16 protein-coding genes are annotated in these 15,505 nt (G+C 68.3%); 7 read left to right on the plus strand and 9 right to left on the minus strand.

Annotated elements, in window-relative coordinates; genetic code table 11:
* Nucleotides 1-106: 106 nt before the first annotated feature.
* Genes ACFQZV_RS06435 through ACFQZV_RS06445 form a run of 3 tightly spaced genes read right to left on the minus strand, consistent with a single transcriptional unit; the run spans nt 107 to nt 3,149 of the window.
* Nucleotides 107-1,786, minus strand: a complete 1,680-nt coding sequence (locus ACFQZV_RS06435) for a carbohydrate-binding domain-containing protein (RefSeq protein ID WP_378752176.1) — start codon at nt 1,784-1,786, stop codon at nt 107-109.
* Entirely contained in the window at nt 1,774-2,574 is an 801-nt protein-coding gene (locus ACFQZV_RS06440) for a polyphosphate polymerase domain-containing protein (protein ID WP_378752174.1), read from the minus strand. The genes ACFQZV_RS06435 and ACFQZV_RS06440 overlap by 13 nt, the downstream gene beginning before the upstream one ends.
* Nucleotides 2,571-3,149 carry a DUF4956 domain-containing protein gene (locus ACFQZV_RS06445; RefSeq protein ID WP_378752172.1) on the minus strand — a complete coding sequence of 193 codons (579 nt, stop codon included), beginning with the start codon at nt 3,147-3,149 and terminating at the stop codon, nt 2,571-2,573. The genes ACFQZV_RS06440 and ACFQZV_RS06445 overlap by 4 nt, the downstream gene beginning before the upstream one ends.
* A gap of 263 nt (nt 3,150-3,412) precedes the next feature.
* On the opposite strand from ACFQZV_RS06445, the gene ACFQZV_RS06450 reads away from it, so the two are divergent.
* Entirely contained in the window at nt 3,413-4,237 is an 825-nt protein-coding gene (locus ACFQZV_RS06450) for a TspO/MBR family protein (protein ID WP_378752170.1), read from the plus strand.
* A gap of 65 nt (nt 4,238-4,302) precedes the next feature.
* Here the strand turns inward: ACFQZV_RS06450 and ACFQZV_RS06455 are convergent, their stop codons facing one another.
* Nucleotides 4,303-4,647, minus strand: a complete 345-nt coding sequence (locus ACFQZV_RS06455) for a histone-like nucleoid-structuring protein Lsr2 (protein ID WP_378752168.1) — start codon at nt 4,645-4,647, stop codon at nt 4,303-4,305.
* Nucleotides 4,648-4,687: 40 nt separating this feature from the next.
* Entirely contained in the window at nt 4,688-5,572 is an 885-nt protein-coding gene (locus ACFQZV_RS06460) for a LuxR C-terminal-related transcriptional regulator (protein ID WP_378752166.1), read from the minus strand.
* Between the two features lie 142 nt (nt 5,573-5,714).
* On the opposite strand from ACFQZV_RS06460, the gene ACFQZV_RS06465 reads away from it, so the two are divergent.
* Both ACFQZV_RS06465 and ACFQZV_RS06470 read left to right on the plus strand, forming a co-directional pair.
* On the plus strand, nt 5,715-6,065 hold the full coding sequence (locus ACFQZV_RS06465; RefSeq protein ID WP_378752164.1) for a DUF485 domain-containing protein: 351 nt from the start codon (nt 5,715-5,717) through the stop codon (nt 6,063-6,065).
* Nucleotides 6,062-7,684, plus strand: a complete 1,623-nt coding sequence (locus ACFQZV_RS06470; protein WP_378752162.1) for a solute symporter family protein — start codon at nt 6,062-6,064, stop codon at nt 7,682-7,684. Before ACFQZV_RS06465 ends, ACFQZV_RS06470 begins: the two co-directional genes overlap by 4 nt.
* 96 nt (nt 7,685-7,780) lie before the next feature.
* Here ACFQZV_RS06470 and ACFQZV_RS06475 read toward each other — a convergent pair whose 3' ends face one another.
* A complete protein-coding gene (locus tag ACFQZV_RS06475; protein ID WP_378752160.1) occupies nt 7,781-8,281 on the minus strand; it encodes a methylated-DNA--[protein]-cysteine S-methyltransferase in 501 nt (166 codons plus the stop codon).
* A gap of 161 nt (nt 8,282-8,442) precedes the next feature.
* On the opposite strand from ACFQZV_RS06475, the gene ACFQZV_RS06480 reads away from it, so the two are divergent.
* Both ACFQZV_RS06480 and ACFQZV_RS06485 read left to right on the plus strand, forming a co-directional pair.
* Complete coding sequence (locus ACFQZV_RS06480) at nt 8,443-12,168, plus strand: AAA family ATPase (RefSeq protein WP_378752158.1); 3,726 nt, start codon at nt 8,443-8,445, stop codon at nt 12,166-12,168.
* Between the two features lie 2 nt (nt 12,169-12,170).
* On the plus strand, nt 12,171-12,377 hold the full coding sequence (locus tag ACFQZV_RS06485; protein WP_378752156.1) for a hypothetical protein: 207 nt from the start codon (nt 12,171-12,173) through the stop codon (nt 12,375-12,377).
* A gap of 22 nt (nt 12,378-12,399) precedes the next feature.
* Here ACFQZV_RS06485 and mscL read toward each other — a convergent pair whose 3' ends face one another.
* Genes mscL through ACFQZV_RS06500 form a run of 3 tightly spaced genes read right to left on the minus strand, consistent with a single transcriptional unit; the run spans nt 12,400 to nt 13,838 of the window.
* Nucleotides 12,400-12,855 carry a large conductance mechanosensitive channel protein MscL gene (mscL, locus tag ACFQZV_RS06490; RefSeq protein ID WP_378752154.1) on the minus strand — a complete coding sequence of 152 codons (456 nt, stop codon included), beginning with the start codon at nt 12,853-12,855 and terminating at the stop codon, nt 12,400-12,402.
* Nucleotides 12,856-12,891: 36 nt separating this feature from the next.
* A complete protein-coding gene (locus ACFQZV_RS06495) occupies nt 12,892-13,221 on the minus strand; it encodes an FmdB family zinc ribbon protein (RefSeq protein ID WP_378752152.1) in 330 nt (109 codons plus the stop codon).
* Between the two features lie 20 nt (nt 13,222-13,241).
* A complete protein-coding gene (locus ACFQZV_RS06500; protein WP_378752150.1) occupies nt 13,242-13,838 on the minus strand; it encodes a 5-formyltetrahydrofolate cyclo-ligase in 597 nt (198 codons plus the stop codon).
* A gap of 62 nt (nt 13,839-13,900) precedes the next feature.
* Here ACFQZV_RS06500 and galU point away from each other — a divergent pair, with 62 nt between their 5' ends.
* A complete protein-coding gene (gene galU, locus ACFQZV_RS06505; RefSeq protein WP_378752148.1) occupies nt 13,901-14,788 on the plus strand; it encodes a UTP--glucose-1-phosphate uridylyltransferase GalU in 888 nt (295 codons plus the stop codon).
* Between the two features lie 25 nt (nt 14,789-14,813).
* On the plus strand, nt 14,814-15,443 hold the full coding sequence (locus ACFQZV_RS06510; protein ID WP_378752146.1) for a GNAT family N-acetyltransferase: 630 nt from the start codon (nt 14,814-14,816) through the stop codon (nt 15,441-15,443).
* Nucleotides 15,444-15,505 lie beyond the last annotated feature (62 nt).

Consider the following 15,505-nt stretch of genomic DNA (forward strand, 5'->3'; position numbering starts at 1 on the left):
GGTGAGGTCGCGCGCGGCCGGCCTCTCGGCGCGGCGCAGACCCGGACCAGACTCGCCCTGCGGTCGTCGCGGGCGAGCTGATCCGGGTCTTCGTCACCGGGGTAGGTCAGGGGCGCTGACCGCCCCCGCCGGGTGCTCCGCCGCCGGGAGCCTGGCCGCCGGGGCCGGCCTGGCTCTCAACCACGTCGCCCGACGTCGCCGTCGCAACCGACGAACCGTCGATGAACACCTCGTAGGTGGTTCCACTCGTGAGCGTCGGGTCGCTGTAGAACACGGCGCCGAAGTCTGCGTCGGCGGTGTACAAGACGGTGTCGTCGCCGATGGTCACTTCGGAACCCGTCGACCCGGTCGCGGCGGCCGCGATCCACGACTGGCTCCCGCCGAGGGTGCCGTGGATGCCTCCGGTCGCGATGACGGTGCCCCCGTCGAAGGTGATGTCACCGTTCGCGTCGAGCGCCCCATCGCCGCCGGTGAACAGCCCAGCGACGCGCACCTCGCCGCCCGAGAACGTGAGCGACCCGTTCGAGTCGATGCCGTCGAGGCCACCGACGACGACGACGGTTCCGCCCGAGAACACGATGGACTCTCCGGTGTCTGCCTGGGGGGTTCCCGGGCCGGTGTCGCCGGCGGGATCGCCGCTGGCGGCGTTGATGCCGTCGTCGGACGCCGTCACGTCGACCTCGCCGCCCGAGACCGCGATGTCGACGGCCTCGAGGCCCTCGAACGAGTCGGTCACGGTCACGCTGCCGTCACGGATCTCGAGCCGCTGCTCAGCGTGCACGCCGTCATCTCCGGACGAGATCGTGACGACGCCCCCGCCGAATCCGATCGACCCGTCCGAGTGGACGCCGTCGTCGGTCGCGTCGATCGTCAGGTCTCCGCCGTCGACGACCGCTACGGCACCGGCGACGATGCCCTTCGCCGAGTCTTCGGTCGTTGCACCCGTGGCGGTGAGGTCGACCACGCCGTCGGTGACGACCACATCGGTCGCCGCCGAGATCGCGTCATCTCCGCTCTGGACGGTCAGGTGACCGCCGTCGATCCATACGTAGCCGCGGGTCTCATCATCGTCCTGGTCGCTCTTGAGACCGTCGCCTCCCGCGGTGAGGTCGAGCGTGCCGCCCTCGATCACGAGCGCGTCCTTGCCGCGGAGGGCGTCATCGGCGGCATCGACCACGATCTCGCCCGACAGCACGACGAGGTCGTCGGTCGTGACGATGCCATCGTTCCCGTTGCCGGTGACCTGGAGCGTTCCCGAGCCCGACAGGGTCAGGTCGACCGTGCTGTGGATCGCGGCGTTCGCGTCGACGTCGTCGGCGTAACTCGCGGCATCCGAAACGGTGTTCGTCGTGCCCGCGGCGGTGACGATCGCGACATCGTCGGCGGTCTGCACGTCGATCGCGGCGCCGTCGGGGTTGGCGATGTCGACGCCGTCGAGCAGCAAGACGACCACCGCGTCCTCGGGCGCCGCGACGACCACCTGCCCCTCGAGTGACCCGGTGAGGCGGTACACCCCGGCTGCGTCGATCGTGAGCGTGCCGTCGACCGACGACAGGTCGATGTCGTCGGCATCTGCCTCGGACCATTCGTCGTCGCGGGTGACGGTGGCATCTTCGTTCGCGGCGAGGACCGCGTCGGCGGTGAGTTCCGAATCCACCGCCACGGTCTCTGCCGCGAAGGACGACGAGGTCTCGGACGTTGCCGCGCTCGAGGTCGTCGACGCGCATCCGGCGAGCACCATCGCGGTGAGGCTGAGGGGGATGAGGGGATAGATCAAGCGGCGCATGATGACTCCAAACGGTCGGAAAGGGTGGATGAGGGGTTCAGGGGCGCGAAGCGTTCGCGTAGGAGGCGCGACCAGCGGTTGCGCGGAAGGTCGGGCCGAAGGGCCGCGAGGCCGGTGGCGTACTTGCTGACGCGCGTCGGGCGGTGACCCGCGCGCCACAACAGACGGTCGATGTCGGAGGCGGCCGATCCCGACTTGGTCTCGACGATCGCGAGGCCGTCGAGCGCGAACCCGTCACCATCGGGATGCCGCCACTCCAGCGCGGTGTCGACGGTCGCCCGGGCTGCGCCCGACGACGCCAGCAGGGTCGCCCGGTGATAGCGGGTGGTGAGGGCGGGGGTGAGGTCGTCGGCACGGTCACCGGCGCCGATGACCTGCAGCGCCTCGCGGGCGTCACCCCGGGCATCCGCCGTCAGTTCGCCACGCAGTCGCGGGTCGTATTCGGAGCGCTGCTTGACCGTCGTGCCGCGGGCGCCGCGGGTCTTCAGCTCGAGATAGGCCGCGTCGACGTCGAGATAGGTGCGGGTGCGCAGCTTGAACCGACGCCGGCGGGGTCGCGCGGCGAGGTGGAAACTGAGCAGATCGGGGGTGTCGAAGTACACGGACTCGTAGGCGAACGTGCGGGCTCCGTCGATTTCGAGCACCCGCGTCGCCGGGTCCAGCGAGGTGAGGATGGCATCGAGGTCGCCACGATCGATCACATACTTGCGGTCGATCCGGGTCAACAGGGCGGCGTCGGCGACGAGGTCGTCCAGCGAGATCGGGGCGAAACGGTCGAGGGTGTTCATGACCGCGCCTCCACGGGGGTGCGAACCGGGGTGACCTTGTAGCGCACGTCGACGAGGGTCGTGTCGTCGACGAGGTCGAGTTGGCGCACGGTGAGCGACGTCACATCGGCACCGAGGTGGTCGACGAGCGCGGCGCGCAGTTCTGTCTCTTCGCCGATCGCGCGGTCGAGCTTGACCGTCTGGTGACGGCTGCGCCGCAAGAGCGCCGGATGGTCGGCGGCCCACATCACGAGGAGGATCAACGCGATGAACCCGACGGGTGCCAGCGGATCGGTCTGCGGGAGGCCGGCGACCAGACCGATGGCCAACGCGGCGAAGTAATAGGCGACCTCGTGCTGCGAGATCTCGGATGAGCGCAAGCGGATGATCGACAGCACACCGAACAGGCCGAGGCCCAGGCCCAGGGCGACATCGGCGGTGCCGAGGATCGCGGCGACGGCGAGCACGCCGACGTTGACGCCGAGGAAGGCGACGACGAGATCGCGGCGCTGGTGACGCCGGTAGTAGAGGCCCAGAGAGAGCACGACGGCCGCGACGAGGTCGACGGCGACGAGGAGCAGGCTGGTGGAGGTCATGGGTGGCATCCGTTCGTGAAGGTGTGGACACCATCAGAACGACCGCCGCTATGCGGTTGCTATGAGCGGTGCTTGCGCGGGATGCGAATTCGCGCGACGCGTCACTGGTGCGACCTCGACGCAGCGCTGCGTCGCCGTCCGCGCCGATCGGCTCGCGCGAGATACCCGACGAACGCCCGCCACGCAAGGCGGTGCGGGTGCATCCGCACGCGCCTTAGCGTCGGAATACACAGACACACGCCCACGATGTCTTGGAGGTACCCGTGTCCTCGTCGACGACGACCAGCAACGATCACAGCACCCGCACCCAGGCGATCACGCGGCAGGTGATCATCCTGATCAGCTCCGTGCTCGCGATCGTCGCCGCGTTCATCGGGTCCGGCGCCTTCTTCGGCACCCCGATTCAGGAGGCCGCCGGCGGGTTCCTGAACTCCGACTCCACGCTCATCGCGCCCGGAACCGGTGCCTTCCGCATCTGGAGCGTCATCTACACCGGCATGCTCGCGTACGCGATCTGGCAAGTGCTGCCGGGTCAGCGACACGACGCGCGTCAAGAGCGCATCGGATGGTGGGTCGCCGCATCGCTCATCTTGAACGCGGCGTGGATCGGCGTCGTGCAAGCCGACCTGCTGTGGCTGAGCTTGCCGGTCATCGCCATGCTCTTGGTCGTGCTGTGCCGGATCTTCGTCATCCTGCGCCGAACGCGCCCGAAGAACATCGTCGAGACCGTCGTCGCCGACGGCGCCATCGGGCTCTACCTCGGGTGGGTGATCATCGCCACCGTCGCCAATGCGACCGCGATCCTCTACGCCACCGGATTCGACGGGTTCGGGATCGCGCCCGAGATCTGGTCGGCGATCGTTCTCGGGGCAGCCGCCCTCATCGGAATCGCGCTCGCCTTCTGGAGCGGCGGACGCCTGGCACCTGCCGCATCTCTCAGCTGGGGGATCGCGTGGGTTGCCATCGCCCGGTTCACCGCCGAGCCGTACTCACCCGAGACGGGCGTCGCCGCGATCGTCGCCGTCGCGCTCATCGTCATCGCCACCGTCATCGCTCGCGTGCGTCACGATCTGCGCGCGCGACGGTGACGCGACTGGTTTTGACGCGCTGACGCCACCGTCGGATGGTGCGCATCGAGGGTGCGCGTGGCGAATCAGTGGGCGGCTTCGTATGCCTCGACGATGGATGCCGCGACCCGCCCGCGGTCCGAGACGTTGTACCCGTTCTGCGTCGCCCACTCGCGAATCGCCGTGAGGTCCTTTTTGCCGGAACCTCCGCGGGAGCGTGAGGATGCACCCGTCGCGCGCGGGCTCGAAATCGACCTCCCGGCGGTGACGAAGGGAGCCAGGGCGTCGCGCAGTCGCGCGGCATTGGCATCCGTCAGATCGATCTCGTAGGCGACGCCGTCGAGCGAGAACAGCACCGTCTCGCCCTCTCCGACATCGAGTACGGTTCCGTCGAGGTCGTCGATCAGCTGGTGCACGATTCTGCGGGCCATGTGAGGCACGATACGCCGTGCAGAGGTCTCGTGTCGCGGGTCAGGGGAGGATTCCGGCCTTGCGGGCGGCCGCGACGGCGGCGTGGCGGGTCGACGCGTCGAGCTTGCCCATCGCCGTCTGAAGATACGACTTCACGGTCACCTCTTTGAGTGACAACCGCGCGGCGATTTCGCCGTTGGTGGCGCCGAGCGCGACACCGGCGAGCACGTCGACTTCGCGCGGAGAAAGCCGCGGCGCGTCGCCGCCTTCGCGGGACTGCGGCGCAGGTCGAGAACGAGAAAGCGAGGCGATTCGTCGTTCGAGGGCTTCGAGCCGGCTGCGGAGTTCGGCATCGGCCACACTCGCCGTGATCGCGCGGAGCTCCGCGTAGCTCTCACGCAGTTCCTCCCTGACCGCAGTGGGAACCGACATGGACAGGCCGGCACGTTCTGCCCCGTCGGCGAGACGGCGCTCGACCTCGTCGTGCACACGCAGCTCTGCCGACATTTCGGAGGCGATCTCGAAAGCCGAACTCGCCATCACGTCACCGACGGGGCGCTCCGACCAGGAGCCGCAGTACAGGACCCCGCGCGAGCGGCCCGCCACCATGATCGGAATGGCGAACAGCGTCGAAATGCCCTCACCGAGCACCGCGCCGTCGTAGTCGTGCGTGATCGTGCGGGACGACCGATAGTCCAGTGCCAAACGTGGACGGTTCTCGATCAAGGCGCGTCCACCCAAACCGCGTCCGGGTTCGACGACGAGGCCGTTCAACATGCGCGTGCGAGCACCGGCGATCGAGGACACATGCACCGCGCCGTCGTGGAGAATGCCGCCGAACGCCACCGGAAACCTCGTGCGCTGCGGCAGTTGGGCGACGGCGCGGGCGACGAGGTTTCTCTCGCTCTCACTGAGGGGTCCTGTTGCTGCGGTGGGAATGCCCACGAGCTACCTACTTCCGGAGGTACGGCAACGACGCCGAAATTTGTAGCGTCGACGATATCACCGCGCCGGTGGCTGTTCCGCCGGGCTGTGAATGTCCGTTCGACGCAAGGACGCGCCGCACACCATGAGGCAAGGAGGCCACATGTCCGACACATCCACCGATGCCGCGCCGCCGGGAGGCATCGATTACATCGCCGTCGAGGATTCCCCGCGGTTCCGCGAACTCAAGCGGCGCCAGCGGAGCTTCGTGTTCCCGATGTCGATTGCCTTTCTCGTCTGGTACTTCCTGTTCGTCCTGATGGCGTCGTTCGCCCCCGACGTCATGGCGATCCCCGTCTGGGGCAACATCAATCTCGGTCTGATCCTCGGGCTCGGCCAGTTCGTCACCACGTTCGCGATCACCATGGGCTACGTCGCGTACGCGAATCGCAAACTCGACCCCATCGCCGAAGAGCTGCGCGGGCAGCTTGAGAAGCAGGAGGCGTCGGCATGAACGATGTCTTCGGCGCGATCCACGCCGCCGTCCAGACCGTGGAGAACGATCCGATCCTGAACATCTCGATCTTCGGGGCGTTCGTCGCGGTCACACTGTTCATCGTCATTCGGGCCAGCCGCAACAGCAAGACAGCGGCGGACTACTATGCCGCCGGGCGCTCGTTCACGGGCCCGCAGAACGGGTTCGCCATCTCGGGCGACTACCTTTCGGCAGCGTCGTTCCTCGGGATCTGCGGCGCCATCGCCGTCAACGGATTCGACGGGTTCCTTTACTCGATCGGGTTCCTCGTCGCCTGGCTGGTCGCACTGCTGTTGGTCGCGGAGCTCATGCGCAACACCGGCAAGTTCACGATGGCGGACGTGCTCTCCTTCCGCCTGAAGCAGCGACCGGTCCGGATGGCAGCGGCGATCACCACCCTTGCGGTCTGCTTCTTCTACCTGCTCGCCCAGATGGCCGGTGCCGGCGGTCTGGTGTCGTTGCTCTTGGGCATCAACGACCAGCTCGGTCAATCGATCGTCGTCGCCGTGGTGGGCGTGCTGATGATCGTCTACGTGCTCATCGGTGGAATGAAGGGCACCACGTGGGTGCAGATCGTCAAGGCGTTCCTCCTCATCGGGGGTGCGGTCGTCATGACGATCTGGGTGCTCGCGATCAACGGTTTCAGCCTCGATGCGCTCCTGGCCGGCGCCGTGGAGGCCTCGGTCACCGAGCCCGCCAGTGCGATCCTCGACCCGGGCCTTCAGTACGGGCGCAACCCGCTCGATTTCATCTCTTTGGCGATCGCGCTCGTGCTGGGGACGGCGGGTCTGCCGCACGTACTCATGCGCTTCTATACGGTGCCGACGGCCAAGGAAGCACGTCGCTCCGTCGTGTGGGCGATCTGGCTGATCGGGTTGTTCTACCTGCTCACGCTCGTGCTGGGCTACGGTGCAGGCCAGCTCGTCGGACCTGAAACCATCCGCAACGCACCCGGAGGCGTCAACGCCGCTGCGCCGCTACTCGCCCTCGAACTGGGTGGACCGCTACTGCTCGGGTTCATCTCAGCCGTCGCGTTCGCGACGATCCTGGCCGTCGTCGCCGGTCTGACGATCACAGCGGCGGCGTCCTTCGCCCACGACATCTACGCCAACGTCGTGAAGAAGGGGGATGTGCCCCCGGACGGCGAGGTCAAGGTCGCCCGACGGACCGTGGTCGTCATCGGTGTGGCCGCAATCATCGGCGGTATCGGAGTGCAAGGACAAAACGTCGCGTTCCTCGTGGCGCTCGCCTTCGCCGTTGCGGCATCGGCGAATCTGCCGACCATCCTGTACTCACTGTTCTGGCGTAACTTCACCACGCGCGGTGCTGTCTGGAGCATGTACGGCGGGCTGGCTGCGGCGATCATCCTCATCTTCCTCTCCCCGGTGTTCTGGGGAACCGAGACGAGCGTGTTCGCCAACGTCGGCACGGCGATCTGGCCGCTGAACAATCCGGGAATCGTCTCGATCCCGCTGGGCTTCTTGCTCGGCTGGCTCGGCTCTGTGACATCGCGGAGCAAGGAGAATCGCCGTCTCGCCGCAGAGATGGACGTGCGATCGCTCACCGGATTCGGGGCAGAAAAGGCGACGGAGCACTAGCGCAGCGCGCTTCGACGGTCTCGGGCAGACCCCCATCTGCCCGAGACCGTCGGTGTTCGGGCGGCCTTCGCGCCCGCGATGCGTCACCGCACCGGATCAGGGGGACTCGAGGTCGAGGAGGAAGCGCTTCATCTCGGGTCTCCCGCCGTATTCACCGATCGACCCGTCGGCGCGGATGACCCGGTGCACCGGCACGACGATCGAGAACGGCGTCAGGCGACAGGCCGTGCCGACGGCGCGGGCCGCTCCCGGGGCGCCCGCGAGGATCGCCACCTCGCCGTAGCTCGCGGTCTCGCCGTAGGGGATCTCGCAGACCGCCTCCAGAGCCCGTCGCGTGAACCCCTGCACCGGCGCCCACTCCAGCGGCAGATCGAACGCGGTGCGCTCGCCGTCGAAGTACTCGTCGAGTTGCGCGCTGGCTGCGGCTGCGGCATCCGACTCACCCGGCTCGACGATCTCTTGCAACCGTAGCGACACCGCCTCAATCTCGGTCTCGAGCGGGGCATCGAACGGACGCAGCGTCACCACCGACGCGCCCCGCGTGACGATGAGGACGTCGCCGATCGGGGAGGGGTGCACGGTGAAGAGCGGGGTCATGGGTCCATCCTGCGTGAGGGAGCGGATGCCGGGAGGATGCCGCATCCGTCTGAGGAGAACGCGCCCCCGGCGCGGTATGGGGAGGACGCGACGCGCCCTAATACCGCGAAACCCGGCGCGGATGCAAGGTGACCGGCACACGTGCACCTATCGTGGCTCGTGTGTGGCGAGCAGATGGCAACGTCGTAGTCGGCGACGAGACGCCCGCGGCTGAAGTGAACCCGGGTGACCTGGGGCTCTCGGAGCCGGGGGTCGTCGTGCAGCACATCGCCGACCCCGAACGCGAACGACTGCGCCTCGAAGCCGCCCAACTCGGCGGGCGGTCCACCCTCGTGCACTACTCCGATGCCGAAGACGCCGGCATCGAGATGACCCACGCGCATCCCGGCAGTCTGCCGCAGTTCCTCACGGGACGCTCCACCCTGCTGTCGAACCTCTTCCGCGACGAGGTGGCTCTGCGCACCGCGCGCATGGCCGCCGAGCGCATCACCGCCAAGAGTGTCGAACTGCGCACGACCCGGGGCCTGGACACCGTGCATCTGGCCGTCGGCCTCGCCTCGTGGCGCATCGGCGGGCTCGCCTGCACTGCGCCGGTGCTGCTACGACCCGTCGCGATCCGCCGCCACCAGTCGGACTTCGAGGTCAAGCTCCACGGCACCTTCCGCGTCAACCCCGAACTGACGCGGGTGCTGCGCACCCATTTCGGCATCGACCTCGACGCCACCGCTCTCGCCTCTCTCGCATACGACGGCGGCGTCTTCAAGCCGCAACCCGTCATCGACCACCTGCGGGCCCTCGCCACCCACATCGACACGTTCGGCGTGCGGCCACGGCTCGTCGTCTCGAGCTTCGGCGACGTCGGTGCCTCGATGGCGACGGATGCGGCCAACCTCGACAGCTTCGTCCTCAACGCGCTGGCCGGTCACCCCGACGACCGCGAAATGCTCGCGCTGCGGCGCGACGTGCCCGACATGGGAGACGCGGATGACCGGGCCCCGGCATCCGACACGCTCCTGCTCGACGCCGATGCCGAACAAGAAGGCGTGCTCGCCCGTATCGCCGTCGGCCAGTCGCTCGTCGTCCACACCCTGCCCGGAACCGGCGGTACCCAGACGGTCATCAACGCCGCCGGCCAACTCGTGCGCGAGGGAAAGCGCGTGCTCGTCGTCAGCGCTCGACGCTCGACGCTCGACGGCGTGCGCCACCGGCTCGCCGGTATCGGTCTTCCGGGACTCGCCGTCTCACCGACCCACCTGCAGCGCGACCTCATCCGCGCGATCGGTCGCAACGAGAAGGCCGAGCAGCCGAAGGTCTCCGACATCGACGACGCCCTCGTGCGTCTGCGGACCGTGCTGCGCGACTATCGCGGCGCCGTCACCGCGCCCCACGCCTCACTCGGGGTCTCGACACTCGACATCCTGCGCCGCCTTGCGCGCCTGGCCGAACAGCCCGTGCCCCCGGCGACCTCGGCGCGATTCGATGCACCGACCCTGGCGCGCCTCGCCGACCGCCGCGACGAAGCCGCCGACAAGCTCATCGCCGCAGCGCGGCTGGGGGAGTTCCGCTTCGGACCCGACGACTCGCCGTGGTACGGGGTGTCATTCGACACCACAGAACAGGCTCGCGCGGCGCACACGCTGGCGGCGCGCCTTCACCGGCAGGACATCCCCGGGCTGCTTGAGCGCGGGTACGAACTCATCGCCCAGACGCGGATGCGGCCCTTCCACACCGTCGCCGAACTCGGGGGATACCTTCGGTTGCTGCAGGGCATCCGCGACTCGCTCGACCGTTTCAGCCTCACCGTGTTCGAGCGACCGCTGGGCGAGCTCATCCAGGCCCACGGCCCGCGCAAGGACTCCGCATCGATGAGCGGACCCACCCGTCGACGCCTGCGGCGCTTGTCGAAGGAGTACGTGCGCCCCGGCGTGCACGTCACCGACATGTACGAGGCGCTCGTGCGCATTCAACAGCAGCGCACCGAGTGGCAGCGCTTCGTCGACGCCGGCGTCGCCCCCGAGGTGCCGCTGGGCCTCGCCGACGTGCAGGTCGCTTGGCAGCGCGCCGACGCCGAACTCGCCGAGCTCGACGCGATCCTCGGGCGCACCGGATCGGACCGCCTCGCAACGCTGCCCGTGCGCGAACTCGTGCGGACGCTCGCCGGCCTCGCTGCAGACTCCGACGTGTTCGACAACCTCGTCGAGCGCGCGACATTGCGCACCGAACTCGCCGACCTCGGCCTCGAGCCGCTTCTGACCGAACTGTCCGTGCGACATGTGCCCGAAGAGCAGGTCGGCGCCGAACTCGACTTCGCCTGGTGGCAGTCGGCCCTCGAGCAGGTGCTGCGCAGCGACCGCGCCCTTCTCGGGGCGAACACGGCGGTCGTCGACCGGCTCGAGCGCGATTTCCGTCTCGTCGACGAAGCGCATGCCGCGGCATCCGGACCCCTGCTCGCCGCCCAACTCGCCAAGCAGTGGCGCATCGGCATCGTCGACCACGCCACCGAAGCCGACGCGCTCAAGCGCGCGCTCAAGGATGGCCGCTCGACCCCCGTCGAACTGTTCTCGGCCGCGCCCACACTGCTGCGCACCCTCGCGCCGGTGTGGCTGGCCTCGCCCTACGAGGTGCCGTCGATCCCCGACGCCTTCGGGTTCGACGTCGTGATCATCGCGGATGCGGGGGCTCTCTGCGTCGCCGAGGCAGCCCCCGCCCTCCGCCGCGCCCGGCAGGTGGTCGCCTTCGGAGACCCGGTCACCCAGAAGCCGATGCCGTTCCGTGTCGCGGCCACGACCGCTCCCGCGCGGGACGACGAGGACGACGACGAGGTGCCGTTCGACACGACCAGCGTCTTCGAGCGGCTCGCCGACATCGTTCCCGTCGAGACCCTCACCCGCAGCTACCGCGCGGGCGGCGAAGACCTCGCCGAACTCGTCAACGACGCCTTCTATGGCGGAGAGATCGTCTCGTACCCGTGGGCCGGCTCCTACCTGGGTCGTGGCAGCCTCAGCGTCGACTACGTCGAGGGCGGCATGGGCGCCCCCGATCCCGTCACCGGCGCGGTCGAGAGCCCGGATGCCGAGGTCAACCGCGTCGTCACCCTCGTCACCGAGCATGCCGTCAATCGCCGTACCGAGTCGCTCATGGTCGTCACCGCCAGCGCGAAACACGCCGAGCGCGTGCGCGCCGCCGTCGAGCGCGCGTTCGCCGGACGCTCGGACGTCGCCGACTTCGTCTCGCGCGACACCGCCGAACCGTTCGCGGTGCTCACCCTCGAAGAGTCGGTCGCCGAGAGCCGGGACCGTGTCGTGTTCTCGCTCGGATTCGGGCTCACCAAGCACGGCCGCGTGCTGAGCGACTTCGGCGACCTGTCCACGCCCGACGGCGAACGACTCTTGACCGTCGGCATGACCCGCGCCCGGCGTTCGATGGTGATCGTCTCGTCGATCCGTCCGTCGGCATTCGACGACGGACGCCTCGAGCACGGTGCCGCGACCCTCATGGGCATCCTCGGCGGCATCGCAGCCCGCTCACGCGATGCGCGCCTGGAAGATCTGGCCGATCCGCTGACGCTTGCCCTGGCCCGCGAACTGCGTGCGCTCGGCATCGCCGTCGACGTCCACTACCGCGGACTCCTGCCGCTGGTCGCCCAGTATGGCGGCAAGGCCGTGGTTGCAGAGAGCGACCCCGAGACGATCGGGGACTCGTTGCGCGAAGCGTTGCGGCTGCGCCCGCAGATCCTGCGACGCCTGGGGTGGCACTACGTGCGTGTGCACTCCTTCGATCTCTACAGTGATCCGGCCGCGGTCGCCGGACGGATCGCGGCGCTGCTCGGAGTCTCGCCGGATGTGCCGCGCGCCCACACGCAGACGCAGCCGCTCGATATGGACTGAGGGTGTCCGCTGACGACGCCGAACCGCGCGTCCCGCGTCAGCGGGTCGTGCGCACCGGGCGACGGCGCGTGAGCCTCACGCCCGCACCCGGGACGCACCCCGAACCGGCATCGGCCGACGACGACGCGGATGCCACGGCATCCGGATCGTCCTCGGAGTCCGGACCCAACGACGCACGCATGCGGCAAGACGTCCCCCCGCACTACTGACGCGGGTGGATCGCGTACAGGGTCAGGAGGCGGGCTTGTCGCCTTCGCCAGCGGCGGGCGTCGACGACACCTTCACGCCGGACTGCTTCTCGAGTAGGTCGCGGATCTGGACGAGCAGCTCGACGTCGGTCGGGCCGGTGGGCTCTTCTTCGACGCCCGCCTTGGCGGCCTGGATTTCTTTCCACTTGTTCATCGGGAAGACGAACACGAAGTAGACGACGATCGCCACCGCGAGGAAGCTGATCAGCGCGTTGATGAGCGCGCCGATCGGGAACGTCACCGTGCCACCGTAGATGTCGGGCACGGGGAACCCCACGACGCCGTCTTCGTTCGGCTGCCAGAAGATCTGGATGAACGGCGTGATGATGCTGTCGACGATCGCGGTGACGACTGCGGTGAACGCGGCGCCGATCACGACAGCGACGGCGAGGTCGATGACGTTGCCGCGCATGATGAAGTCTCTGAAGCCCTTGATCACGGGTGCTCTCCTGTGGGGTGTGGGGACGGATGCCGGTCAGGCGCCCGACGAAGCGGACGACGCCTTGGTCTCGGACTTCGATGATGTCGAAGTCGACGACGACGCGCCACTGCCGCCGCTGCTGCCCGATGAGTCGGACGAGGACTTCTCACCGCTCTTGCTCCCCGTGCTGCCGGACTTCTCGCCGGACGCGCGGGAATCGGTGCGGTAGAACCCCGAGCCGTTGAAGGTCACACCGATCGAGCCGTACTGCTTGCGCAGCGCACCCTCACAGACCGGGCATTCGGTGAGAGAAGGATCGGCGAAGGACTGCACCGCGTCGAACCGGTGGTCGCAGTCTTTGCAGGCGTAGGCGTAGGTGGGCATGGGTCTCTGTCTCGAAGGGGTCAGTGTCGCGCGGGCGACAGGGTGAGGGTCTGGGTGGGAGTCACGACGCCGCAGACGGGCTGATCGAGGTCATCGTGGGGGAGCTCGTCGAACACCTCGGTGTCGAAGACCACGGCATAGATCGGCGGGCGGTGCTGCATCGAACCGATCATCTTGTCGAAATATCCGCGACCCCAGCCCAGACGCGTCCCGTCGCGGGCGATCGCCGCGGCCGGTATCACCAGCAGGTCGACCTCGTCGACGGCCATCGGGCCCACGACATCGGCGACGGGTTCGGGCAGCCCGAACAGTCCCTCGGCGATATCGGCGTCCGGGGTGGCGACCGCCCAGTCGAGCAGGCCGTCGGCGCGCGTGATCGGAAGGAGCACGCGGATGCCGCGGGCCACCGCCCGCTCGACGAACTCATGCGTGCCGGGTTCGGTGGGGGTGGAGAGGAAGCACGACATCGACGTCGCGCCCAGGTCGTCGAGCAGCCGATCGAGTTGCGCGGTGACGCCGGCGGATGCGGCATCCCGTTCTCTGTCAGACCGCACCTGACGTCGCTCGCGAAGATCGGCGCGGAGGGCGCGCTTGGCGTCGGCGACGGAATCGGGCATGCGTCGATTCTAGATCGCGCGGCCTCTCAGGCCGTGTCAGAGCGGATCGATAAGATGGCGGAATGTCTTCCTCGTCATTCAAGGCCGTCATTCCCGCCGCTGGACTCGGTACGCGCTTCCTGCCGGCAACGAAGGCCATGCCCAAAGAGATGCTGCCGGTCGTCGACAAGCCGGCCATCCAGTACGTCGTCGAAGAAGCCGCTCAGGCGGGCATCGACGACATCCTCGTGATCATCGGGCGCAACAAGAACGCGATCTCGAACCACTTCGACTCGGTGCCCGAGCTCGAGGTCAAGCTGCGCGACAAGGGCGACGACGAGCGACTGCTGCGGGTCATCGAATCCAGCGACCTCGCCGACATCCACTTCGTCCGCCAGGGTGAGCCCAAGGGCCTCGGCCACGCCGTGTTGCGCGCACGCGCCCACGTCGGTGATGCCTCGTTCGCCGTCATGCTGGGCGATGACCTCATCGACGAGCGTGACGAACTGCTCACGACGATGATCGCCGAGCACGAACGCACCGGCGCCGCGGTCGTCGCGCTCATGGAGGTCGACCCCGATCACATCCACATGTACGGCGCGGCCGATGTCGAAGCCACCGACGCCGACGGCGTCGTGCGTGTGAAGGGCCTCGTCGAGAAGCCGAAGGCCGAAGAAGCCCCCTCGAACCTCGCGATCATCGGCCGCTACGTGCTCGCTCCCTCTGTTTTCGACATCCTCGAGCGCACCGAACCGGGCAAGGGCGGTGAGATCCAGCTCACCGATGCCCTGCAGGAGCTCGCCGCTGATCCCGACGGCCCCGGCGTGATCGGCGTCGTGTTCCGCGGGCGTCGCTACGACACCGGCGATAGGGTGGACTACATCAAGGCCATCGTGCAGCTCGCGGCAGATCGCGAGGATCTCGGCCCCGAACTGCGGCCCTGGCTCAAGGAATTCGCGGCGTCGTACTGACCGCCGCTCGGCACGAGGGAGTCCCATGGACCTCATGACTCCCCGTCGCCACGGACCGATCTCGATCCGCCTGATCAAACAGCGCGACGCGCGCACCCTGCAGAACGAGCTGCTCACCAATCGTGCGTGGCTGCAACCGTGGGAGGCGACCAGCCCCGACGGTGGGATCTCGTTCGACATGCGGTCGGGTATCCGTCGCCTGCTGCAGCAGTACCGTGACGGCGCCGGGGTGCCGTTCGTGATGGAGTACGACGGCGAGATCGCCGGGCAGCTCAACGTCTGGGGGATCGCGCGCGGTTCGCTCTCGTCGGCGACGATCGGCTACTGGGTCAGTGAGCGGTTCGCCGGGCGCGGCATCACGCCGGTGTCGGTCGCGCTCGCCACCGACATCTGCTTCACCGACCTGCGACTGCACCGCATGGAGATCTGCATCCGTCCCGAGAACCGCGCGAGTCTGCGCGTCGTCGAGAAGCTCGGGTTCCGCTATGAAGGGCTGCGCCGAAGGTTCATCCACATCGACGGTGATTGGCGCGATCACTACGCCTTCGCGCTCGTGCGCGAAGAGGTTCCCGAGGGGGTGTTGCGCCGATGGCTCGACGGACGTGCCCCGCACGAAGCGGCGATCGTGCCCCCCGGCGACCGCATGAGCGCGTGACCCCGGCTTGGAGGACACGCGCGCCGATGTCGGTCACCCGGCATCCGGTCGCTTAGCGTGTA

Origin of the sequence: Microbacterium koreense (assembly GCF_042677105.1) — a bacterium.
Taxonomy (GTDB): Bacteria; Actinomycetota; Actinomycetes; order Actinomycetales; family Microbacteriaceae; genus Microbacterium; species Microbacterium koreense.